This is a genomic window from Pseudomonas sp. ok266, assembly GCF_900110195.1.
GTDB classification, from domain to species: Bacteria; Pseudomonadota; Gammaproteobacteria; order Pseudomonadales; family Pseudomonadaceae; genus Aquipseudomonas; species Aquipseudomonas neuropathica.
In genome coordinates this window covers 118663-143764 of the sequence record NZ_FOCU01000005.1, presented here as the reverse complement: position 1 = coordinate 143764, position 25102 = coordinate 118663, and the positions used below count along the sequence as shown (strand labels likewise).

Genomic DNA, 25102 nt, shown 5'->3' with positions numbered 1-25102 from the left:
CACCTCAAATCCAAAGCCGAACACCCGCTCTTCACCACTCAATAGGCCGAGTGTCAGCTCGCCTGCTCTTGATCTTGATCTGTAAGGCGACGTCGGAAGGCTGAGTGGAGGGATTGATCCGGGCGTGGGAGCGCAGCGACCGTTTGGCGAAGCCAAACACAGCGAGAGGAGGTGCAGCGAAGCAAACCGTAGGCGCTGCGCCCGGATCGATCCCGCAGCGAAGGAACCCCGAGCCCCAGCGAGCGGGCCGCACGTAGGAGCAAGCGTTTTTGGTTACTTTTTAGGCGTTTGTAAAAAGTGACCCGCCGTAAGGGCGGAACCCCAAGGAGCCATTACCGCAGCAACGGATATTCACCCAAAAACCACCCCCCTCAAAAATCAAACCAACACCCGCGCCAACGCCCGGCTGAGGCCTTCATGCACCCGCAAAACATCAGGCATCACCGAAGCCATCCGCAGCAGATCATGCGTCAGCCCAGGACAATGCTCAACCTCAACACTCACCCCCTGCCCCCGCAACTTATCAGCGTAAGCCTGCCCCTCATCAAGCAACGGATCAAAACCCGCCAACAACATAATCGCCGGCGCCACCCCCTGCAGATCCTCCGCCAACAACGGCGAAAAACGCCAATCCAGATAATCTTCCGGACTGCGAGCGTAATGCTGATAAAACCAGTCAAGCGTATCGCTCTCCAACAAATACCCCTCGCTGAACAACAACCGCGAATCGTGCACGCGCGAAGCATCGGTCACCGGATAGCACAACAACTGTGCCTTCGGCGCGATGGCCACAGTATGCGGTTGCACCACCGCCTGAATCGCCAGCACCGTGGCCAACGTCGCGCCGGCACTATCGCCACCAAACGCCACGCGCGAGGTATCAAGCCCAAGACTCACGGCGTTTTCCGCTAACCACGACAAGGCGTCTTCGCCATCCTCCAGTGCCGTTGGAAAACGATGCTCCGGGGCCAGTCGATAGCCGACCGACAACACCGCACACGGCGTGCGCTGGCAAAACTCGCGGCACACACCGTCGTGAGAGTCGAGGCTGCCGACAACAAAACCACCACCATGGAAATACACCAGCACCGGCATCGGCGAGACCGCAGCATTGGGTCGATACAGACGCAGTGCCAGCGGCGCACCATCACGTGCCGACGTGTCGATTTCGCTGACCAACAGGTCTTCAGGCGCCGGCCAGCGCAGTTGCGCCGTGGTCTGTTCGAAAGTCGCGCGGGCTTCGCTCGGGGTCATTTGGTGCATGGCCGGCAGGCCGGCGTCCTGGCTGTCTTGGGCCAGGTCGAGGAAGGCTTCCAGATCAGGGTGTAACGACATCGCTAAAATCCTTGTATCGGCAAAAAAAGGGGCGCGCCTCGGCAGCGCCCCCGGAGATGACTGAGCGCGTGGCGATCAGCCCGCGCGTGCCATGCAATGTTCGATCAACGCTTCCAGCTCACACTGGTAATCGCTCATCAAGGCATCCATGGTGCCGGCGCGATAGCGCTGGCTGCTGTAGATGCAACGCAAGGCCAACTGACCGTCATAGACCTGGCCGACAATTTCCAGCCAGTTGCCCAGATTGGCTTTGAGGCTGTAGTTGTCACCGGTTTCTTCCAGCGCCGGCACCAGCAGGGCCTGCTCGTCGAAGCTCTGGTCGAATTGCCCCAGGTAGTTGAACGTGACCCGCGCTTGCGGCAGCTCGGCCAGTTGCCTCGACACCTCAGCGCCTGCCAGATGCCGCAACACGCCATAGCCGATGCCTTTCTGCGGCACCGCTGCCAACTGTGCCTGCACATTGATGATCGACTGGCCGATGTCGTCGCTGTCGGGGCGCAAACGCACCGGGAACATGCTGGTGAACCAGCCGAGGCTGCGGCTCAGGTCGATGGACTCGAACAGGTCTTCACGACCATGGCCTTCGAGCAGGATCAGCGCCGACGGTTGTTGACTCCAGCGGCACAGGGCACGGCTGAGCGCCGACAACAGCAGGTCGTTGATCTGCGTGCCATACACCGCCGGGGCCTGTTTGAGCAGTTGTTCCGTGTGCTCGCGGGACAATTTGAGCCGCGCCTGTGCCTGCTGACGCACGAGGTTTTTGCCGCGCAGGTTGTCGCATGGCAAATCGACGCCCGGCTGATCCAGTTGCTCCAGCCAATACCCCAGTTCCTGCTCGGCAATCACCGGCGCCTGCGCCTGCAAGGCTTCGGCGAACGATCGGTAACTGCTGGTGCGAATCGGCAGTTTCGGCTGCAGCCCCTGCACGCACGCCTCGTACGCCACTTTCAAATCATCAAGCAGAATTCGCCACGACACGGTGTCGACCACCAAGTGGTGAATCACCACCAGCAGGCGCGCCTGGCCATCCGGCAAGGCGACGTGCATCACTCGCCAGACCGGCCCGTCATCGAGTTTCAAGCTGCGCTGGGCAAGGTTGGCCAAGGCTTCGACCTGCTCGCTGTTGTCCGCCTCGCGGCGCCAGAGCAACGTCTCGCCCTGTTCACTGAGGTCGCAGTAACGCTGCATCCAGCGCCCGCCTTCGTGGGAGAAACGCAGGCGCAACGAGTCGTGATGTTGCTCGATCCAGCCCAGTGCCTGCTCGAGCGCATCGAGGTCCAGCGGCTGGCGCGCGCTCAACAGCAATGACTGGTTGTAGTGATGCGCCTCGGCCATGCCTTCAGCAAAGAACCACTCCTGAATCGGCAAGAGATTGAACAAGCCCTCGGCGGCCACGTGCGTGACGTCCGTCTGCGGTTGTGCCGTGCCCTCCTTCGCCGCTTCCTGCTCGACGATGCCGGCGATGGTCTGATAACGCATCAGGTCGCGCAGCTTGAGATCCATCTGCAACGTCGGGTGGTTTCTGACGCGGGAGATCACCTGCAAACTCAAAATCGAATCGCCGCCCAGTTCGAAGAAGTTGTCGCTGATGCCCACTTGTTCGACCTGCAGCACCTGCGCCCAGATGTCCGCGAGCAGGCTTTCCTGCTCGTTGCGCGGGGCGACGTATTCTTCGGTTTTGAATTCCGGTTCCGGCAGCGCCTTGCGATCGAGCTTGCCGTTAGGCGTTACCGGGAAAGCGTTCAGGCAGACGATCTGCGCCGGCACCATGTATTCCGGCAACGAGGCGCGCAGGCCCGCCTTGAGTTCATCGCCGATGTCCTCGCCGCTTGCGGTGACCACATAACCGATCAGTTGCTTGCCCGAGGCATTGTCGCGGGCGATCACCAGTGCATCGGTGACCGACGGCAACTGGCGCAGACTGGCCTCGACTTCACCCAGTTCGATGCGGAAGCCGCGCACCTTGACCTGATGGTCGATGCGGCCGACGTAATCGACCACACCGTCGGCGCGTAAACGCACCAGATCGCCGCTGCGATACAGGCGCTCGCCCGCCGCGAACGGGTTGGGCACGAAGCGCTCGCAGGTCAGGTCCGGACGGCCGTGATAACCCCGGGCGACGCCATAGCCGCCGATGTACAGCTCACCGGCAAAGCCTGGCGGCAGCGGGTTCAGGTCTTCGTCCAGCACGTACAGCGAGCGCGCGCCCACGGCACGGCCGATCGGCGCGTACGCCGCTTCGCAATGCTGGCTGACCGGGACTTTCCAGAGCATCGGTGTGACCACGGTTTCGGTCGGGCCGTAGCCGTTGGTGAAGTACTGCGGACGCAGCGCAGCCTTGACCTGCTCGAAGGTCTGATCCGGCACCGCGTCACCGCCGAAGCAATAGATGCGCACGGGTGGCGGTGCAATACCGCTGGCCGCCGCGTACTCGGCCAGTTGTTTGAGATAGGCCGGCGGGAAGCAGGCAATGGTGATGCCGTAGTCGTGCAGCGCCTGATAGGTCTGCTCCGGCGTCCACAGGCAACCGTCGCGAATCAGCAGACGACCGCCGCTGTACAAGGTGCTCAACCAGCGCTCATGGGCCCCGTCGAAGGCGAACGACATAAAGTGCAGCTCGCAACTGCTGGCGTCCATTTCGTACAGCTCGGCGATGGCCTGACAGTGCATGCTCAGCGGGCCTTGGGTCACCGCGACGCCTTTCGGCCGGCCGGTGGAACCCGAGGTGTAGACCAGATAGGCCAGGCCCTGCTCCTGCACGCGACGTTCGGGGGCGTGGTCGGCGTAGCGGCTTTCATCGAGGTGATCGATTTCCAGGCGCAGCAGGCCTTGCGGCGCCGGCAACGTGCTGCGCAGACTGCTCTGGGTCAGCAACAGCGCCATGCCGGAATCTTCGATCATGTAGGCCAGACGCTCCGGCGGATAGTCGATGTCCAGCGGCACGTACGCCGCCCCGCTCTTGAGTACGGCGAGGAAGCTCACGACCATTTCCAGCGAGCGTGGCAAGGCCACGCCGATCACCACTTCCGGCCCGGCGCCGTGTTCGATCAGGCAGTGCGCCAGTCGGTTGGCGCGTTGCTCGAGTTCGGCGTAGGTCAGGTTCATTCCGGCGCATTGCAGGGCGATGGCCTGCGGCTGCTGTTGCGCGTGACGGCTGATCAGTTCCGGCAACAGCGCGGCTTGATGGGTGTGTGCCGGTTCAGCGCTCCAGGCTTGCGCCGCTTGCCATTGCTCGCCGCTCAGGCGCTGCAAATTACCGAGGCGTTCGTACGGCGCCGCCAGCATCGCGGCGAGGGTGTTTTCCATGGTCTGGCGAATACCGACAACCGCCTCGGCGCTGAAGTGGCTGCGCAGGTACAGGTATTCGATCGACAACTCGTCGCCGAGCATCACCGCGAGGTCCATCGGCACGTTGGTCACGCCATGGCCGATGGATTTGCCGAAGGTCAGATCGGTGTCGTTGTCTTCCTGCAAGCGATCGTCGATCGGGAAGTTTTCGAACACCACGATGCTGTCGAACAACGCCTGCCCACCGAGGCTGGACCAGCGCTGTACATCCGCCAGCGGCGCCTGGGAATAATCACGGATGTCGAGGTTGTAGGCCTGCACTTCGCCCAGCCAGTCAGCCAGACGCTGATCGGCTTGCGGGGTCTGAATGATCGGCAAGGTGTTGATAAACAGACCGAGCATGTTGCCGACATTCGCCAGACTTTCCGGACGCCCCGACACCGTGGCGCCAAAGGTCACCGTCTGCTGCCCGGTGTAGCGTTGCAACAGCAGCAACCATGCACCCTGAATCAGCGTGTTGGGGGTGATGCGCAGGTCGCGACAGAACTGCAACAGCCGCGCGGTCTGCGCTTTATCCCAGTTCGAATAGATTGCATCGTGACCGGCGACATCGGCGCTGTGGCGCGGGTGCATCGCTTGGCTCAGTGCCGTCGGCTCGTTGACCGCCGCCAGCCGCGCCTTCCAGAACAGCTCCTGAGCGTCCTGATCCTGCGCCTGCAACCAGGCGATAAAGTCGCGGTAACGACCGTTCTCGCCGATGATTACGCCCTTGGCGTAATACTGCAGCACCTCACCGAACAGCCGCGAACTGCTCCAGCCGTCCATGAGGATGTGGTGGCTGGTCCAGATCATCTGGTACTGATCGTCGCTCAGGCGCAGCAGGGTCACCCGCAACAAACGCGCATCGGCCAGATTGAAACCGAGCGCACGGTCATCGCTGGCGAACTCGGCAATCAGTTCTTCACTGGTTTCGCGCTCACGCCAATCGAGCACCTGCATTTGCAACGGCGCATGGCGATGCACCACCTGCAACGGTTTGGCCAGGCCGTCCTGCCAATGGAAACTGGTGCGCAGAATCGCCTGACGGGCGATGACAAATTCCCACGCCTGACGGAAGCGCTCCACGTCCAGGCCCTTGATCGGCAGGCTGACCTGTTGCACGTAAAGGCTGCTGCCGTTATCCGACAGCGTGTGAAAGAGCATGCCTTCCTGCATCGGCGACAGCGGGTAGACATCCTCGATCTGGTCGGCCGGCACCGGCAACGCATCGAGCTGCGCCTGATCGAGTTGCGCCAGCGGATAATCCAACGGCGCCTCGTCGGTCGACGACTCGAGCGCAACCACAGCGGCGAGTTTCTGCACGGTCTGCTGCTGGAACAGGTCTTTGGGGGTGAAGCGAATCCCCTGCTGGCGCGCACGGCTGACCAGTTGGATCGAGATGATCGAATCGCCGCCCAGCGCAAAGTAGTTGTCGGTCACGCCGACCCGCTCGATCTTCAGAATGTCCTGCCAGACCTCGGCCAGTTGCTGCTCCAACGGCGTTGATGGCGCCACGTATTCGCGCTGCGACTGGCTGAGGTCCGCTGCCGGCAAGGCTTTGCGGTCGAGTTTTCCGTTCGGTGTCAGCGGCAACTGTTCGAGGAACAGCCACTGCGCCGGCACCATGTAGTCCGGCAGATGCGCTTTCAACGCGGCCTGTAGCGTTTCACTCAAATCGTCCAATTGTTCGAGGCTGAGGCTGCTGTCACTCGGCACCACATACGCCACCAGTTGCTGACCGCTGTGGCCATCCACCGCCAGCACCACGCCTTCGCGCACGCTGTCCTGAGCGAGCAGACGCGCTTCGATTTCACCCAGTTCGATGCGGAAACCGCGCACCTTGACCTGATGATCGATGCGGCCGACGTATTCGATCCGGCCGTCATCGCTGAAGCGGGTCAGGTCGCCGGTACGGTACATGCGTTCGCCGCTGCTCGAGAATGGATTGGGCAGGAAACGTTCGGCGGTCAGGCCCGGGCGGAACAGGTAGCCACGGGTGATGCCGTCGCCGGCCAAATACAGCTCAGCCGCCACGCCCAGCGGCGCTTGCTGTAATTGACCGTCGAGCATATACGCCGTGGTGTTGACCAGCGGCCGGCCGATGTTCGCCTGACCACCCAGTTCGCGGCGGGTGCAGGTCGAATAGGTGGTGTCTTCCGACGGCCCGTACAGGTCGTAGACATGCGCCACCGCCGTTTCGCGGTAGAGCGTGTCGACCAGGCTCTGCTTCAGCGGCTCACCGGCGAGGTTGATGATGCGCACGCCCGGCGGAATTTGCCCGGTGCGTTGCAGCGCGGCAATCGCCGACGGCACGGTGTTGATCAGGCGCACCTGATCGCGCTCCGGCAAGTCCGGCAGTTCCAGGGCATTGCGCGCCATGACGATCGAGCCGCCGCGTGCGAGGGTGACGAAGATCTCCCACACCGACAGGTCGAAGCACACCGACGTCGACGCCAGTACACCTTGCAGATCGTCTTCGCTGTAGACCTCGGCGGACCAGTGAATCAGCGCCTGCACGTTGCGATGGGCAATGGCCACGCCTTTCGGCTTGCCGGTAGAGCCGGAGGTGTAGATCACGTAGGCCAGATTGGCTGAATCCCCGCGCGCAGGAAGATTGTCCGCAGGCTGCTCGGCAAATGCTGCACCACCCGCCTCGACCAGCACCACCTGCGCATCGGTCTGCGGCAGTTGCGCCAGCAGCGACTGCTGCGTCAGCAATACTTTCGCCTGACTGTCGTCGAGCATGTAGGCCACGCGATCCGCCGGGTAATCCGGGTCCAGCGGCACATAGGTGCCACCGGCCTTGAGCACCGCCATCAGGGCAATGACCAGCTCCGCCGAACGCGGCATCGCCACGCCGACACGGATTTCCGCGCCGACACCCAGTGCGACAAGATGATGAGCCAACTGGTTGGCGCGTTGATTGAGCTCGGCATAGCTCAGGGCGACGCCGGCATGACTCAGCGCCAGTGCCTGCGGATGCGCCGCGACGCGACGTTCAAAACTTTGCGGGATCAACCGCTCAGCCGGATACGCGGCCTGATGGTCGTTCCATTGCGCCAGGGTCTGGCGTTCGGCGAGTGGCAACAGGCCGATCTCACCGAGCAGACGCTGCGGCGCCTCAATGAACTGACGCAGCACTTCTTCCAGATGCCCCGCCAGACCTAGCACGCTGCGTTCGGCAAAGTGTTCGGTGAGGTAGTTGAAATCCAGGTTCAAGACATCGCTGGCCCCGGCGATCAGGGTCAGACCGTAGTTGGTTTGCTCGCGGTGCTCCAGGCCAGCGAAACGCAGACCGCCCGGGTTGGCCTCCAGCGCTTCGGACACCGGATAGTTCTCAAACACCAGCAAGGTGTCGAACAGCGCTTCGCCGCTCAGCTGGGCCAGACGCTGGATGTCCTGCAACGGCGTCTGCTCGTAGTCACGCAGCAACAGGTTTTTGTCCTGCACGCTGCGCACCCAGTCGCCGACGCTGAGCGTGGCCTGCGGGCTGGCGATCACCGGCAAGGTGTTGATGAACAGGCCCAATTGCTGCTCGATGCCCGGCAGATCCACCGGACGTCCGGACACGGTCGCACCAAAGGCCACCGTGGCCTGACCGGTGTAGCGTTGCAACACCAGCAACCACGCGGCTTGCACCAAACTATTGAGGGTAACTTGCTGCTGACGGGAGAAACCGTTCAGGCGCTGAGTGAAGGCTTGGTCGAAATGCAGGCGATGCATCTGTTTGCCCGGCCCCGGCACGGTACGCCCGTGACAGGCCGAAGCCAGTCGGGTCGGCTCGTCAAGTGCGGCCAGTTGTCCGCGCCAGAAATCCTCTGCGCCCGCCTTGTCCTGACCTTGCAGCCAGACGAGGAAGTCGCGATAACGGCCCTGCGCGCTTGGCACCGGCTGACCGGCGTAATCCTGCAACACCTCGCCAAACATCCGCGAGTTGCTCCAGCCATCCATGAGGATATGGTGGCAGGTGAAAATCAGGCGATGGCGATCATCGGCCGTGCGCAGCAGGCACAGGCGCAGCAGCGGCGGATTCTGCAGATCGAAACCGCGTGCGCGATCAGCCTGCGCCCGCGCTTCGAGCACGGCCGGCAAGTCCGCCATACCGCGCACATCGACTTCGGGCATTTCCAGGGTCAACTGGCGATTGATCACTTGCAGCGGCGCATCGAGGCCATCGCGGCCCCAGATAAAACCGGCACGCAGCACTTCATGGCGATCCACCACGCGCTGCCAGGCCTGCTGGAAACGCGCCACGTCGAGGCCGTCGATATCCAGCAGCATCTGATAGACATAGGCGCTGGCATCGGCGTCGTACAGGCTGTGAAACAGGATGCCTTGCTGCATCGGCGCCAGCGGATAGATGTCCTCGATGCGCTGGGCGGCGATCGGCAAGCTATCCAGATGCGCCTGGGACAACCCGGCCAACGGCACATCCGATGGTGTCAAACCACCGCTCGGATGGCTCAGGCAATGCTCGATCAACTCGCCCAGCGCCACTTCGTAGGCGCGGGCCAACGCGTTGATGGTCGCCTCTTCGAAGACATCACCGCTGTAGGTCCAGGTCAGGCTCAACTGCCCCTGATAAACCCGGCCATCGATGGTCAGCCAGTTGGCCATCGGCGCGTTTTCGTCCTGACCGGCGCCCTTGTCTTCAGTGGCCGGCACCCACAGGGCGTGTTCATCGAAGTTGTTGTCGAACTGGCCGAGGTAGTTGAACGTCACCTTCGGTTGCGCCAGTTCGTTCAAGACCCCTTGCGACTCGGCGCTGCCCAGATGACGCAGCAAGCCATAGCCGAGGCCTTTGTTCGGGATCGCGCGCAGTTGTTCCTTGATGCCTTTGATCGAAGTTTCCAGACTGGCGTCCGGGGTCAGGCGCACCGGGAACATGCTGGTGAACCAACCCACCGTGCGGCTAAGGTCGATGTCATCGAACAGGTCTTCGCGACCGTGACCTTCAAGCTGCACCAGTGCACTGTCGGTATTCGTCCATTGGCACAACACGCGGGCCAGCGCGGTCAGCAGCAGGTCGTTGACCTGGGTGCGATAAACCGCCGGTGCCTGTTGCAGCAACTGGCGAGTGCGTTCGGCGTCGAGACGCGTATCGACGCTGCGCTCGAAACGGTTACTCAACTGGCCCTGCGGGTTGTCCAGCGGCAGCTCGACCGACACCTCGCGCAGTTGCCCGCGCCAGTAATCCAGTTCACTTTCCAGTTCAGCGCTACGGGCATGCGCCTGCAGACGCTCGCCCCAATCCTTGAACGCGCTGGTCTTGGCCGGCAGACGCACAGCCTGACCGCTACTCAATTGTTGATAAGCGCTTTGCAAATCTTCGAGCAGAATGCGCCACGACACGCCATCGACCACCAGGTGGTGAATCACCAGCAACAGACGCTGACTGGCGTCCGGCAAGTCGACCAATGCTGCGCGAATCAGCGGGCCGTCGAGCAGATAGAGGCTGCGTTGCAAGTCCAGGCATAGCGCTGGCAATGCTGCGCTGTCATCCAGCGTGACCGTGCGCAGCAAACCTTGCGCCTGATCCGCCGGCGCGTGGCTCTGCTGCCAGCCATCGTTGGTTTGCCGGTAACGCAGGCGCAAAGCGTCGTGGTGGCGCTGCAACTGCACCAGCGCCTGCTCCAGCGGCGCCGCGTGCAGCGCGGTGGCCGGGGTCAGCAGGATCGACTGGTTCCAGTGATGCCGCGCCGGAATGTCGCTGTTGAAAAAGTAATGCTGGATCGGTGTCAGCAGCGCGTCGCCGAGTACTTCGCCCTGCTGCATCTGCACCGCGTCACTCTGTTGCGCGACGGTCGCCAGACGCTGCACGGTCTGGTGCTGGAAGATGTCTTTGGGGCTGAAGCGAATGCCGGCCTGACGCGCGCGGCTGACCACCTGAATAGAAATGATCGAGTCGCCGCCCAGCTCGAAGAAGTTGTCGTTGAGGCCGACACGCTCGACCTTCAACACCTCCTGCCAGATCTCGGCCAGACGCTGCTCCAGTTGGTTGCGCGGCGCGGCATAGACTTCCTGCACCTGCGCAACTTCCGGGTGCGGCAGTTGCTTGCGATCGAGTTTGCCGTTGGCGGTCAGCGGCAGACGCTCAAGGAACGCCCAACTGACCGGAACCATGTAATCCGGCAGGGTTTCGCGCAAATGCGCCTTGATCGAATCGCGCAGTGCGCCCTGCCCTTCGCCGTCCAGTTCTTCGTTCGCGACAATCCACGTCGCCAGTTGCTGGCCGCTGATACCGTCGACCGCCAGCACCACGGCTTCGCGCACATCGGCATGCTTGAGCAGTTGCGCTTCGATTTCACCCAACTCGATACGGAAGCCGCGAATCTTCACCTGATGGTCGATACGGCCGATGTACTCAATCACCCCGTCGCCGCGCAGCCGCGCCAGGTCGCCGGTGCGATACAGACGCTCGCCGGCCTGCGGATTGAACGGGTCTGGCACAAAACGTGTTGCGGTCATGCCGGCCTGATTCAGGTAACCCCGCGCCAGACCGGCACCGGCGATGTACAACTCACCGATGCAACCTTGTGGCACCAGGTTCAGCGCGCCGTCGAGCAAGTACCACGACAGGTCGACAATCGGCTCGCCAATCGGGCTGCTGTGGCTTTGTTCAAGATCGGCCATCGACAACGGCCGGTAGGTCACGTGCACCGTGGTTTCAGTGATGCCGTACATGTTGATCAGCGTCGGCGCACGGTCGCCGAAGCGTTCGAACCACGGGCGCAGGCTCTGCACTTCCAGCGCCTCGCCGCCGAACACCACGTAGCGTAGAGAGTTATTGCGCGTCGACTCGCTGGCGACCTGCATCAAGGGCTTGAACGCCGACGGCGTCTGGTTCAGCACAGTGACGTTTTCATCGCACAGCAGCGTATAGAAATCTTCCGGAGAACGGCTGATGTCATGCGGCACCACCACCAGTTTGCCGCCATACAACAGCGCGCCGAAAATCTCCCAGACCGAGAAGTCGAAGGCGTAGGAATGGAATAGCGTCCAGCTGTCCTGCGGGCCAAAATCGAACCAGTGTTCGGTGGCGCTGAACAGCCGCATGACGTTGCCGTGCGGCAGCAATGCGCCTTTCGGTTTACCGGTGGAACCGGAGGTGTAAATGACGTACGCCAGACTGTCCGGCGAGGTCAGGCATGGCGGGTTGGTTTCATTGCCGGGCTCTGGCGCCTGATGCAGATCGAGGCACGCCAGCCCCGGTGGCACCGGCAGTTGCGCGAGCAGATGACCCTGGGTCAGCAGCAGCTCGATGCCGCTGTCCGCGATCATGTAGCTCAAGCGATCATCCGGGTAGCCCGGATCCAGCGGCACATAAGCGCCACCGGCCTTGAGCACGGCAAGGATGGCAACAATCATGTCCAGCGAACGCTCGACCGCCACGCCAACGCGCACGTCCGGGCCGACGCCACGGGCGATCAACGCATGCGCCCACTGATTGGCGCGGCGATTGAGTCCGGCGTACGTCAGGCGTTGCCCGTCGTACGTCACGGCGATCGCGTCGGGATAACGCTCGGCCTGCGCTTCAATGGCTTGGTGAATGCACTGCTCGAGCGGTTGCTTGATGCGCTCAGGGTTCCACTGCGCCAGCAATTGTTGCTGCTGGCCGGCATCGAGCATCGGCAACTGGCCAATGCGCTGGGTCGGCGCGGCGACGATGGCCTGCAACAGCGCATTCCAGTGTTGTGCCAGACGCTCAATGGTCGCGGCGTCGAACAGATCGGTGGCGTACTTCAGCACGGCTTCGATGCCATGGGCTTGTTCGGTGGTGTTGAGGGTCAGGTCGAACTGCGCGGTCTGGCTCTGCCATTCCAGTGGCTCGATGCTCAGGCCATTCAAACGGGTTTCGACGCTCGCGCGGCGCTCGGCCTGATGGTTGAACATCACTTGGAACAGCGGGCTGTGACTGAGGCTGCGGCCCGGCTCCAGTGCTTCGACCAGTTGCTCGAACGGCAAGTCCTGATGGGCCTGCGCTTCTTGCGCGGTCTGTTTGACCTGACGCAGCAGATCGACAAAGGACATCTGCCCATCGATGTCGGCCTTGAGCACCTGAGTGTTGACGAAGAAGCCGATCAGCCGCTCGATCTCTACCCGGCCACGGTTGGCATTCGGCACGCCAACGCGGATGTCGGCCTGACCGCTGTAGCGGTGCAACAAGGCCTGGAACGAGGCCAGCAAGACCACGAACAGGGTGACGTTTTCTTGCCGGGCGAAGGCTTTGAGCGCGTTGCTCAGCGCCGGGTCGAGAATCAGGTTATGGCTGGCGCCAGCGAAGCTTTGCTCGATGGTGCGCGGGCGATCCATCGGCAGCTCCAGCACCGGTTGTTCGCCACCGAGTTTCTCTTGCCAGTAGGCCAGTTGCCGCTCCTGTTCACCGGCCTCCATCCACTGCCGCTGCCACAAGGCGTAGTCGGCGTATTGAATCGGTAAGGCCGGCAGACCGGCGTCGTGATCGAGGTTGAAACCGGCGTAGAGCTGCACCAGTTCCTCGATCATCACTTGCAGCGACCAGCCATCGGAGACGATGTGGTGCAGGGTCAGCACCAGCACATGGTCATTGGGGCTGACTTGCAGCAACGCTGCGCGCAAGAGCGGGCCGTGCTGCAGGTCGAAAGTTTTCTGGCTCTGGGTCTGTACGAACGCCTGGATCGAGGCCTCCGCGTCGCTGGCCAGCTCAGCGTTCAGTTGATGAATCTCCAGTGCAAAGGGCCCTGCGGGCAGGACCACTTGCAAAGGTTGCGCGGTTTCCTGGGAGAACACCGTGCGCAAGGTTTCGTGTCGTTCGATCAGCGCCTCGACGCTGCGCTCCAGCGCGCTGACATCCAGCGGGCCCTGCAAACGCAGGGCCGTCGGAATGTTGTAGGCCGCACTGTGCGGCGCCCACTGCCAGAGAAACCACTGACGCTGCTGAGCGTAGGACAGCAGCAACGGCTCTTCGGCCGTGCGCTTGAAAACCGGGGCAATGTCAAAGAGGTTGACGCCTTTCTGCTTGAGCAGAACCGCCAGAGCCTTTCTTTGCTTAGCCGAAAGTTGTCCTACCGACTCGATTAACTCTTGCACGCGTTTTTCCCTCTCAAGAAATCAGTTTTTCCAGATCATCGAGGGATAGACGTTTGAGGGCCTCCAGGGATTTAGCCAATTCATCCTGAACGGGCGACATTTCGACGCGCAGAGCCTCGATTCGCGCGCAGAACGCCTTGAGGGTATCGGTTTCGAACAACTCTTTAAGCGGCACCTTGTCGCCCAGACGTTCCTTGATCCGGGTCACCACCAGCGTGGCCAGCAACGAATGCCCACCGAGCTGGAAGAAGTTGTCCGCGAGGCCCACCTGCTCGACCTCCAGCACCTCCTGCCAGATCGTCGCCACAGCCCACTGCAAATCGCTTTGCGGCGCCTGATAGTGCTGCTGCGTCGGGCCGTCGCCCAAGGCCATCAGCGCCTTGCGATCGAGCTTGCCGTTGGGAGTCAGCGGAATGGCGTCGATCAGGTGCAAGTGGCCCGGCACCATGTGCGCCGGCAAGCGACTGGCCAGCGCATTGCGCAAGCGTTCCGCCAACACCGGTTGATCGACCACAGCCTGCGCCGCCACCACATAGGCGTGCAGGTGTTTGCCGGCGGCTCCGTCCTGCGCGAGCACCACGGCTTCACGGATCTCATCCTGCTCCAGCAGCCGTGCTTCGATTTCGCTGAGTTCGATACGGAAGCCGCGAATCTTCACCTGATGGTCGGCCCGGCCGATGTACTCGATGTTGTCGTCGCCGCCCTGGCGCACCAGATCGCCAGTGCGGTACAGGCGCTCGCCGTTGCTGGCGTACGGGTTCGGCACAAAACGTTCGGCGGTCAGTGCCGCGCGCAGCAGATAACCCCGGGTGACACCGGCACCGCCCAGGTACAACTCGGCAGGCACGCCACTCGGCAGTACTTGCAACTGGCTGTCGAGCAGATAGGCCACGGTGTTCGGCAACGGCCGGCCGATGTTCGCCTGCCCCTGCGGGGTGCGCAGGGTGAAGGTCGAATAGGTGGTGTCTTCCGACGGCCCGTAGAGGTCGTAGACCTGTTGCACCGACGTGCTCGCGTACAACGTGTCGACCAGGCTTTGCTTGAGCGGTTCGCCGGCCAGGTTGATGGTCGCCACCGAAAGCGGAATCTGCCCGGCCCGTTGCAGCGCGGCAATCGCCGACGGCACCGTGTTGATCAGGGTGACCTGTTCGCGGGCCGGCAAATCGGCCAGCGCCAGCGCATTGTCCGCCAACACCAGGCAACCCCCGCAAGCCAGAGTGACGAAAATCTCCCAGACCGACAGGTCGAAGCAGATCGACGTCGACGCCAGCACGCCACGCAACTGTTCTTCGCGATAGACCCCGGCCGACCACTGAATCAGCGCCGACAGGTTGCCGTGGGTGATGGCTACGCCTTTCGGTTTGCCGGTGGAACCGGAGGTGTAGATGACGTACGCCAGATTCTGCGCAGTGACATTCATCAGCGGCGCAGTTGCCGGGAACGAACTCAACGCACCCTCTTCCACCAACAACACCTGCGCACTCAAGTTTTCAGGCAGCAGCGCCAGTGCGGCCGGTTCGGTGATCAGCACGGCGGCGCGGCTGTCATCGAGCATGTGCAGCAAGCGTTCCTGCGGGTAGTCCGGATCCAGCGGCACATAGGCGCCACCGGCCTTGAGAATGGCCAACAACGCCACGAGCATATCTGGCGTGCGTCGCATGCACACGCCGACGCGCACTTCCGGCCCGACGCCCAGTGCCTGCAGCTTGTGCGCCAGACGATTGGCCCGAGCATCGAGGCTTTGGTAATCGATCTGTTGTTCGGCGAACAGCACTGCATGCGCTTGCGGTTGGCGCTGCACTTGCGCGGCGAGGTGTTCCAGCACCGTGCGCGCGTCCGTTGCCGTGAGGTCAGCTTTGCCCCAAGCGATGGCTTGTTGACGCTGCGGTTCGGCGAGCAATTGCAACGCACCCAGCGGTTGTGAGGCATCGGCGAGGAACTGCGTCAGCAGGCTCTCCAGTTGCGCGCTCAAACCGCTGATTGCGGCCGCATCGAAACTGGCCCGGTCGTAACTGAGCCCCAGGCTCAGTTCACGCCCGGTGACCGCCACCAGCGTCAACGGGTAGTTGGTCTGTTCCTGACGACGAATCGCCGAGAACGTCAGACCGGTGGCCGGGCCCTGTTGCAGCGCTTCGGCCATCGGGTAGTTTTCGAACACCAAAATGCTGTCGAACAACGCGCCGTTACCGGCACCGGCCCAACGCTGAATGTCGTAGAGCGGCGTGTGCTCGTGTTCACGCAGGGCCAGATTGACGTCCTGCACCTGTTGCAGCCACTGGCTGACGGCGATCTCGGCGGACGGCGCCGCGACCACCGGCAAGGTGTTGATGAACAGACCGATCTGCTGCTCGACACCCGGCAAATCCGTCGGACGCCCGGCGACGGTCGCGCCGAAGGCCACATGGTCCTGCCCGGTATAACGCTGCAACAACACCAGCCACGCCGCTTGCACCAAGGTATTGAGGGTGACTTTCTGCTCGCGGGCGAAGCGGTTCAACTCAGCGGTCAAGGTCTCGCTGAATACATGCTCGTGATCGGCGTAACCGCTGGCCGCGTGCTGCCCGCCCGACAAGGCACCGGCCAGACGCGTCGGCTCATCAAGATCAGCGAGGGCGGTCGTCCAGAAATCACGACTGGCCTGTTGGTCGCGCTGGCCGAGCCATTCGATGTAATCGCGATAACGCCCCTGCCCGGCCACCGGGGTCATGCCGGCATACCGCTGCAGCACTTCGCCGAACAACTGCGAGGTGCTCCAGCCGTCCATGAGGATGTGATGGCAGGTGTAAATCAGGTGATGCGTGGCCTCGTCGGTGCGCACCAGCGTCACCCGCAACAGCGGCGCGCCGGTCAGGTCGAAACCGTTGGCCAAGTCCTCGCCGGCCAGTTTTTCCAGCGCCGTGCCGAGGTCAGCACGACCGCGCCAGTCCTGCACGCGCCATGGCATCTGCGCACTCTGACGCACCACTTGTACTGCGGCGCCAGCGTCTTGTGGCCAGACAAATGCCGTGCGCAGGATCTCGTGGGCATCAACGGTTTGCTGCCAGGCCTGACGGAAACGCTCGGCGTCGAGTTGTTGCACATCCACACGCAATTGATTGGTGTACGCCGGGCTTTCCGGATCGTTGACGCTATGGAACAGAATGCCCTGCTGCATCGGCGACAGCGGATAGAGGTCGACGATGTCGCGGGCCGGGATTGGCAGCGCCGACAGTTGTGCCTGGGTCAGCGTTACCAGACTGAAGTCCGACGGCGTCACAGCCACCTCGCCACTGTCGCAGCAATGTTCGATCAAACGCTCCAGCTCGCGACGATAGGCTTCGGCCAGCGCCGCGACGGTTTCTGCGCGATACATGCCGCTGCCGAAGGTCCAGGTCAATTCCAGCTCACCGCCGTAGACCTGACCGTCAACGCTCAGCCAGTTACCCAGCGGCGCGGCCGCGTCCTGATTGGCGCCGGTGCTTTCGCCGCTTGGCACGAACAGCGCACCCGCGTCGGCGTTGAATGCGCCGTCGAACTGGCCGAGGTAGTTGAAGGTCACGCGCGGCTGCGGCAATCCCTGCAACTCGGCGGATTGGCTCAGATAACGCAGCACACCAAACCCGATGCCTTTGCCCGGCACCGCCCGCAGTTGCTCCTTGATCGCACAGAGGGACGCACCTGGCGTCGCCGCCGGTGTCAGGCGCACCGGGAACAGGCTGCTGAACCAGCCCACGGTGCGGCTCAGGTCGATGTCGTCGAACAGATCTTCGCGACCATGACCTTCGAGCTGAATCAGTACCGAAGGCTGTTCGCTCCAGTCACACAACACCCGCGCCAGGGCCGTCAGCAACAGGTCGTTGATCTGCGTGCGATACGCCGCTGGCGCCACTTTCAGCAGCTTATGGGTCAGCGCCTGACTCAAGCGCGTGCTGGCCCGGGCCGCTTGTGCGCGGGTCTGGGTGTCCTGCGGGAAATCCCGTGGCAGTTGCGCGTCGCCCGCCGCCAGGGTTTGCCGCCAGTAGGCGCTCTCAGCGGCCAGCGCTGCGCTTTGCCCGTAACGGTGCAAATGCTCGGCCCAGCTGTGCAGCGAGCTGCTTTTGCCCGGCAAGACCAGCGGCGTGCCCGCCGCCAGCGCAGTGTAAGCGTGCTGCAGATCTTCCAGCAGAATGCGCCACGACACACCGTCGACCACCAGGTGATGGATAACCAGCAACAGGCGTTGCTCAGCATTCGGCAGGTTCACCAACACCGCCCGCACCAAGTGCCCTTGTTGCAGATTCAGACTGCGCTGGGCCACATCGGCCAATGCCGGCAAAGCATCCAGGCTGTCCAGCTCACGCACCCACAACAGCTGCGGATCACGCTGAGTCTGCGGCATTGCCTGCCACGTGTCAGCGGACGCCTGGAAATTCATCGCCAGCGCATCGTGCTGTTCGATCAACGCCGCCAGCGCTGTGCGCAGATGCGCGGCGTCGAGCGGCGTGGTCGGCTGCAACATCACCGACTGGTTCCAGTGCTGACGCTGGGCAATCGCGGTTGCGAAGAAACGTGCCTGAATCGGCAACAGCGGCAACGGTCCGCGAGCGACCGGTGCCGCCGCGACGGCTTTGGCTTCGATCAACTTGGCCACCGCAGCCAGTTGGCCGATGGTCTGTTTTTCGAACAGTTGCTTGGGGCTCAGCTTGATGCCCTGGCGTTTGGCCCGGGCAATGATCTGCAGGCTGAGGATCGAGTCACCGCCCAGTTCGAAGAAGTTGTCGCTGCTGCCCACGCGTTCAAGCTTGAGCACATCGGCCCAGATCGCCGCGAGTTTTTCTTCGACTTCACCCACTGGCGCGACGAAGTGCTGAGTGACCACGCCCGGCACCGGCAAAGCACGCTTGTCGAGCTTGCCGTTGGCCGTCAGTGGCAATGTTTCCAGCAGCACAATCTGCGCGGGAACCATGTAATCCGGCAGGCACGCCTGCAATTGCTCGCGCAGCGCCTGCGCCTGCATGGTCCGCCCCGCCGCCGGCACACACCACGCGACCAGTTGCAGACGCGTCGGGTCGTCATCCAGTGACAGCGCCAGCACCGCCGCTTCACTGACACCGTCCAGGCCCAGCAACACCCGCGCGACTTCCGCCGGCTCCACGCGATAACCGCGCACCTTGACCTGATCGTCGGCGCGGCCGATGAATTCCACCGTTTGCTGACGATTGCGGCGTACCCGGTCACCACTGCGATACACCCGCGCACCCGACGCGCCAAACGGATCGGGCAGGAAGCGCTCGGCCGTCAGCCCCGGCTGATTCAGGTAGCCCAGCGCCACGCTGTCACCACCGATATACAACTCGCCGGCCACCTGATCGGCAACGTTGTTCAGCACATCGTCGAGCACGTAAACGTGAGCGCCGGCCAGTGCGCTACCGACCGGTACGCTGCGCGTCAGGGTCAGATCACCGACTTCATGGGCCAGCACGCCCACCGTGGTTTCACTCGGCCCGTAGTGGTTGATGAGGCGGCAGCCCGGTTTGAGCTGGCGCACGCGCTCGACCAGCGCCGGCGAGCACGCTTCACCGCCGACAATCAACGCGTGTTCCGGCAGCACGTCGGCAGCCCGCGCGGCCTGTAATAACGCGGCCAGATGGCCCGGGACGATTTTCAGCATGCCCACTTGATGCGCGGCCATGTACTCGGCAAAGCGGTCCGGATCGAAACCCAATTCTTCCGGCAAGACATGCAACAGGCGCCCGGAACACAGCGCACCGAAGAGCACGGTAAAACCAAGATCCGCAGCGATGGTCGAGACCAGCGCCATGCTGCTGTCCGCCGTCGGCGCCAGTCGTTCCAGCACACCGCGCACATAACTGCCCAGCGCACCGTGGCTGACCAGTACGCCTTTCGGTTGCCCGGTGGAACCGGAGGTGTGAATCACGTACGCCGGTGATTGCGCGCACAGCGTCACGGCTGGGCAAGTGTCCGGCATTGACTGCCACTGCAACGCTGCAAAGGCGATGCCCTGACAGCCATCGACCGCCAGCGCGCAGACACGCGCATCGTCTTCGGCGCACAACAGCAGCCGTGCTTTCGCAGCGCCGAGCATCTGCTGCAAACGTGCGTCCGGCGCCTTGACGTCCAGCGGCATGTACACCGCGCCCGCCTTGAAGATCGCCAGCACACAGGTCAGCCAGTCCAGCGAACGCTCCATCAGCACCGCCACTGGTTGGCCGTCGCGCACGCCTTGGGCGCGCAAATGATGGGCCAGTCGATTGGCCGCCTGATCCAGCGCCTGAAAACTCAAGGCCTGATTCAGGTCGCACGCGGCCAATGCTTCGGGCTGGCGCGCGACTTCACGATCCCAGTGCTGCAACACCAACAACGCCGGTTCGGCGTGTGCCGGGAGCGGCGCTGGCGAGATCAACGCAACACTGTGCAACGGTGCCTGCGGCGCTTTCAGCAATTCGCTGAACAGACCGAGCAAGGCCGGCACGAAAGCTTCGACGGTCTGCGGGCGATAGAGATCGCTGGCATAAGTCATCTGGCCGTGAATCAGCGTGCCGTCATCGGTGATGTCCAGCGCCAGATCGAAGTGAGTGCCGTCCTTGTCCAGCGGATATTCGGCAACAGTCAGCCCTGGCAGAGCCATCGCGCGCTGTTTCTGCATGCCGACGTTCTGGTTGAACTTGGCCTGGAACAGCGGGTTGTGGCCGAGGGTGCGTTCAGCCACCAACTCGTCCACCAGTTGCTCGAACGGCAACTCCTGATGCGCCTGCGCGCCGAACGAAGCTTCACGCACCCGCGCCAGCAAATCCTCGAAACTGCCGCGCTCATCCACCTCGCAACGCAGCACTTGGGTGTTGACGAAAAAGCCGATCAGCCCTTCGACTTCAGCACGACCACGGTTAGCATTTGGCACGCCGACGCGAATGTCGCGCTGCCCGGCCTGCCGCGACAGGAACAACGAGAACCCGGCCAGCACCAGCATGAACAGACTGATGCCTTGGCTACGGGCAAAAGCGTTGAGTTGCAGGGACAGCGGCGCACCGAAATCAAAACTCAGGGTCTGGCCTTCGAAGCTTTGCGTCAGTGGCCGGGCGAAGTCCGGCGCCACTTCCAGCAGCGGATGCTCTTCACCCAGTTGCTGGCGCCAGTAATCGAGTTGACGCTCGCCCTCGCCGGCTTCCAGCCAGCGGCGCTGCCAGATCGCGTAGTCAGCGTATTGCAGCGCCAGCGCCGGCAATTGCGGTTCGCGTTCGAGGCTGAAGGCCTGATAGCTCTGGACGAATTCCTTGACCATCACGTCCATCGACCAGCCGTCAGAGACGATGTGGTGCATGCTCACCACCAGCACGAATTCCTCGTCGGCCAAGGCAAACAAACTCGCGCGCAGCAGCGGCCCGTGGCGCAAATCGAATGGTCGTGCGGTGACGGTCTGCACCTGTTGCGCCAACGCTTGCTCGCGTTCTGCTGTCGGCAAGTCCGTCAGGTCGATGCGTTCCACGGCCAGCGGTTGCTGCGCAAGGATCACCTGATGCGGCTGATCACCGTCAGTCTGGAACACCGTGCGCAGGACTTCATGGCGCGCCACCAGATGATCGAACGAACGCTGCAGTGCCACTTCGTCCAGACGCCCGTTCAGGCGCAGGCCGGCGGCCATGTTGTAGGCGGCGCTTTGCGGTTCGAGTTGCCAGAGAAACAGCAGCCGCTGCTGAGCGAACGACAACGGAATCGGCGCGATATCGTGACGACTGACCGGCAGCGGCAACAGGCTGAAGTCCTTGCCATCTTCGCGCAACTTGGCCAGAAACAGTCGACGCTGTTCCAGCGGCAAGCCGACGAACCTCTTCGCGATACGTTCCGCCATGGTGCCGCTCATACTTCTTCTCCTTCCAAAGCATTGATGAACTGATCCATGTCGGACCAGTCGTCGTTCGTTGCGCCATCTGCCAGTTGCGCCAGCACGGCGGCCAGCTCGGTCAGCAGCGGCTTCTCGAACAGGCTGCGCAGCGGCAGCACCACGCCCAATTGAGTTTTGATGCGCGCGATCACCTGCGCCGCCAGCAACGAATGGCCGCCCAGTTCAAAGAAGTGATCGTCCAGACCGACCCGCGAAACTTGCAGGACATCCGTCCAGATCTGCGCCAGTTGTTGTTCGGTGACTGTTTGCGGCGGGCGATAGTCGCCTTGCAGTTGACTCGGATCCGGCGCCGGCAACGCCTTGCGATCGAGCTTGCCGCTGGGTGTCAGCGGCAGGTTCGCCAGCAACAGCAAGTGGCCCGGCACCATGTAGTCCGGCAAATGGGCTTGCAGGGCAGCGCGAATTTGCTGACGGAACGCCGCTTGCGTCGCGGCGTTTTCGAGCGTGGCGTGATCGGCGACTACGTAGGCCACCAGTTGCTGGCCGCCGCTGAGCGGCACCGCCAGCACCACGGCTTCGCGAACGCCAGGGCATTGCTGCAGGCGCGATTCGATTTCGCCCAGCTCGATGCGGAAACCGCGAATCTTCACTTGATGATCGACCCGGCCGATGTACTCCACGGCTCCGTCAGGTCGCAAGCGCGCGCGGTCACCGGTGCGGTACAGGCGCTGGCCATCGGCAAACGGGTCGGCGATAAAACGCTCGGCGCTGAGCATCGGCTGGCGGTGATAACCCCGCGCCAGGCCCGGACCACCGATGTACAACTCACCCACCGCGCCTTGCGGCAGCAGGTTCAAATCATCGTCCAGCACGTATAAACGCCGCGCGTCGAGACCGTGGCCGATCGGAATGCCGCGCCACGACACGGCGTCTGCCGTCAATGCCGTGCAATCGTGAATGCTCGACACCACCGTGGCTTCGGTCGGCCCGTAGGTATTGAGCAGTCGCACATGGCCCAAACCGGCCTGTTGCCACAGGCGCAAACCGTCCACCGCCATCGCCTCGCCACCGACGTGAATCTGCCGCAGCGCACCGAAGCCGCTCGGTGGATTAGCGGCATATTCCTGCACCAGCCAATACCAATAAGCGGCCGGCAAGTCGGCCAGGGTGATGCCGTGATCGACAATCACTTGATGCAACGCCGCGCTGTCCCACAACCGCGCATCGCGCAGGACGACTGCGGCGCCGTGGCACAGCGGCGGGAAAAACTGCTCGACAAAGCCGTCGAAGCTGCTGGTGGCGAACTGCAGAACGCGATCGCCTTCACGCAGGTCGCTGTAATCGATGGCGCGGGCGATGAACTCGCTCAGCGCGCCGTGGCTGACGGCGACGCCTTTCGGGCGCCCGGTGGAACCGGAGGTGTAAATCACATAGGCGAGGTTTTGCGCGGCGACCGTCACCGGCAGATTGTCGGCCCGATCACTCTCGGCCAGTTGCTCCAGGCACAGGCAATCGACGTCATCCAGATCCGGCAGGCTGGCGAGGCCGGCGTGATCGGTCAGCAACAGTTTCAAGCCACTGTCATCAAGCACATGGCGCAAACGTTCGGCCGGGGTTTGCGGATCCAGCGGCACGTAGGCGCCGCCGGCCTTGAGCACCGCCAGCAATGCCACCGCCAGTTCCAGCGAGCGCCCCAGCGCCACGCCGACCAGCACGTCAGGGCCAACACCGCGAGCGCGCAACTGATGGGCCAGACGATTACTGCGGCTGTTCAACTCGGCATAGCTGAGTGCCGGCGACGGCTCGGTCGTCAGAATCACCGCCGCTGCCTGTGGCGTGCGCGCTACTTGCGCTTCGAACAGGCTCTGCACGCTGGCGAACACAGGTTCTGCTGCGGTGGCCTGAATCAGTTGTGCACGTTCCGCCGCCGCCAGCAGTTCGATTTCGCCGACGACTTGCTGCGGATCGCGGCACACGGACGCGAGGATGTTGCGCCAATGCCCGGCCATCGCGGCAATGGTCGCGGCATCAAAAATATCGGTGGCGTAGGTGAACGCCGCGAACAACTGCTCGCCCTCCTCGCGGGTGTCGAGCATCAGGTCGCTGGTGGCGGCATGTTGGCGACCGCTGCCGGCCAATTGCTCCTCAGTCAAATAGCCCACCTGCAAACCGGACTCCAGTTGCACATCGTGCAAGTCGGTCACCAGCGGCTGGTGGTTGAACATCACCTGGAACAACGGGTTGTGGCTTTGGCTGCGCGCCGGTTGTAAGGCTTCGATCAAGGCATCGAACGGCAGATCCTGATGAACCTGAGCACCGAGCGCGGCCTGACGCAGGCTCTGCAACAGATCGGCAAAACGGGTTTGTGCGGTGACTTCACTGCGCAGAATCTGCGTGTTGACGAAGAAGCCGATCAGCCCTTCGGTTTCGCTGCGGGTGCGGTTGGCAATCAGCCCGCCGACGCGAATATCGGTCTGGCCGCTATAGCGATGCAGCAACGTTTTGAACGCGGCCAACAGCACCACAAACAGCGTCACGCCCTGACGTTGCGCGAGGCTTTTCAGCGCTTGGCGCAGCGCTGCGTCGATCACCGTTTCCAGACGCGCGCCCTGATGACTGGATTGCGCCGGATAGGCACGATCGGTCGGCAGCTCAAGCAGCGGATGCTCGTCGCCCAATTGCGTGCGCCAGTAATCCAGCTGACGTTCGCGCTCACCGGCCTCCAGCCAACTGCGTTGCCACAGGGCGAAATCGCGGTAGTGCACGGTAAGTGCCGGCAATGACGGCTCGCGCCCCGCCACCAGAGCATCGTAAGTGCGCATGAATTCATCGATGAGAATGTTCATCGACCAGCCATCAGCGATGATGTGGTGCAAGGTCAGCAGCAACACATGCTCCTGCTCGGCCAGGCGCAAAAGGCGCAGGCTGAGCAGCGGACCGTTCTCGAGATCGAAGGCCTGAGCGGCCTCAGCCATCATGTGCTGCTGCGCCAGCGGCCAGCGCTGGGCCTCGGGCAGCGCACTCAGATCAGTGATCGGCAGTTTCAACGGCTGCGGTTCGGCGACGCGCTGAAACGCGCGCTCACCTTCCTGACCGAAGGTGGTGCGCAAGCACTCGTGCCGCGCCGCCAGTAGACTGAACGCCTGCTCCAGCGCCTGTGCTTGCAGGTCACCCGTCAGGCGCACCGCCATCGGCAAGTTGTAAGCGGCACTGTGCGGGTCCAGTTGCCAAAGAAACCACATCCGCTGCTGGGCGTACGAAAGCCCGTCGCGCTCGGCGATTCCGTCACAGGCAGTCATGGGAAGCTGCGCAAAATCGATGCCCTCACGGGCCATGCCGGCGAGGAACAAACGGCGTTTGTCCTGTGGCAGTTCGATAAAGCGACGGGCTAGTTTCTGGGCGTCTGCGGCATTCATGCATGGGGTCCTTGCTGATCGGCGGCGTGACCAGGAGACCCGGTCGTATCAACAAGAACGAATGACAAACGTGATGATTTAGCGCGCTGGCGCAACAGCGGCCCGACGGTAGGCACACAAACGCCGAAGCCGGTAC

4 protein-coding genes are annotated in these 25102 nt (G+C 62.9%); all 4 read right to left on the bottom strand.

From position 1 onward, the window contains the following. Positions 1 to 378: 378 nt before the first annotated feature. Positions 379 to 1335: an alpha/beta hydrolase gene (locus tag BMY54_RS10690; protein WP_093431942.1), complete on the bottom strand. Its 957-nt coding sequence runs from the start codon at positions 1333 to 1335 to the stop codon at positions 379 to 381. A gap of 75 nt (positions 1336 to 1410) precedes the next feature. Continuing rightward, positions 1411 to 13731, bottom strand: a complete 12321-nt coding sequence (locus tag BMY54_RS10685; RefSeq protein ID WP_093431939.1) for a non-ribosomal peptide synthetase — start codon at positions 13729 to 13731, stop codon at positions 1411 to 1413. A gap of 13 nt (positions 13732 to 13744) precedes the next feature. Then, positions 13745 to 21568 (bottom strand): non-ribosomal peptide synthetase, encoded by a 7824-nt coding sequence (locus BMY54_RS10680; RefSeq protein WP_093431936.1) that lies wholly within the window; start codon positions 21566 to 21568, stop codon positions 13745 to 13747. Beyond that, positions 21565 to 24966, bottom strand: a complete 3402-nt coding sequence (locus BMY54_RS10675; protein WP_093431933.1) for a non-ribosomal peptide synthetase — start codon at positions 24964 to 24966, stop codon at positions 21565 to 21567. Before BMY54_RS10675 ends, BMY54_RS10680 begins: the two co-directional genes overlap by 4 nt. Positions 24967 to 25102 lie beyond the last annotated feature (136 nt).

Coding starts and splice junctions, on each gene's coding strand:
- BMY54_RS10690 (WP_093431942.1), bottom strand. CDS start 1,335: ATGTCGTTACACCCTGATCTGGAAGCCTTCCTCGACCTGGCCCAAGAC.
- BMY54_RS10680 (WP_093431936.1), bottom strand. CDS start 21,568: ATGAGCGGCACCATGGCGGAACGTATCGCGAAGAGGTTCGTCGGCTTG.
- BMY54_RS10675 (WP_093431933.1), bottom strand. CDS start 24,966: ATGAATGCCGCAGACGCCCAGAAACTAGCCCGTCGCTTTATCGAACTG.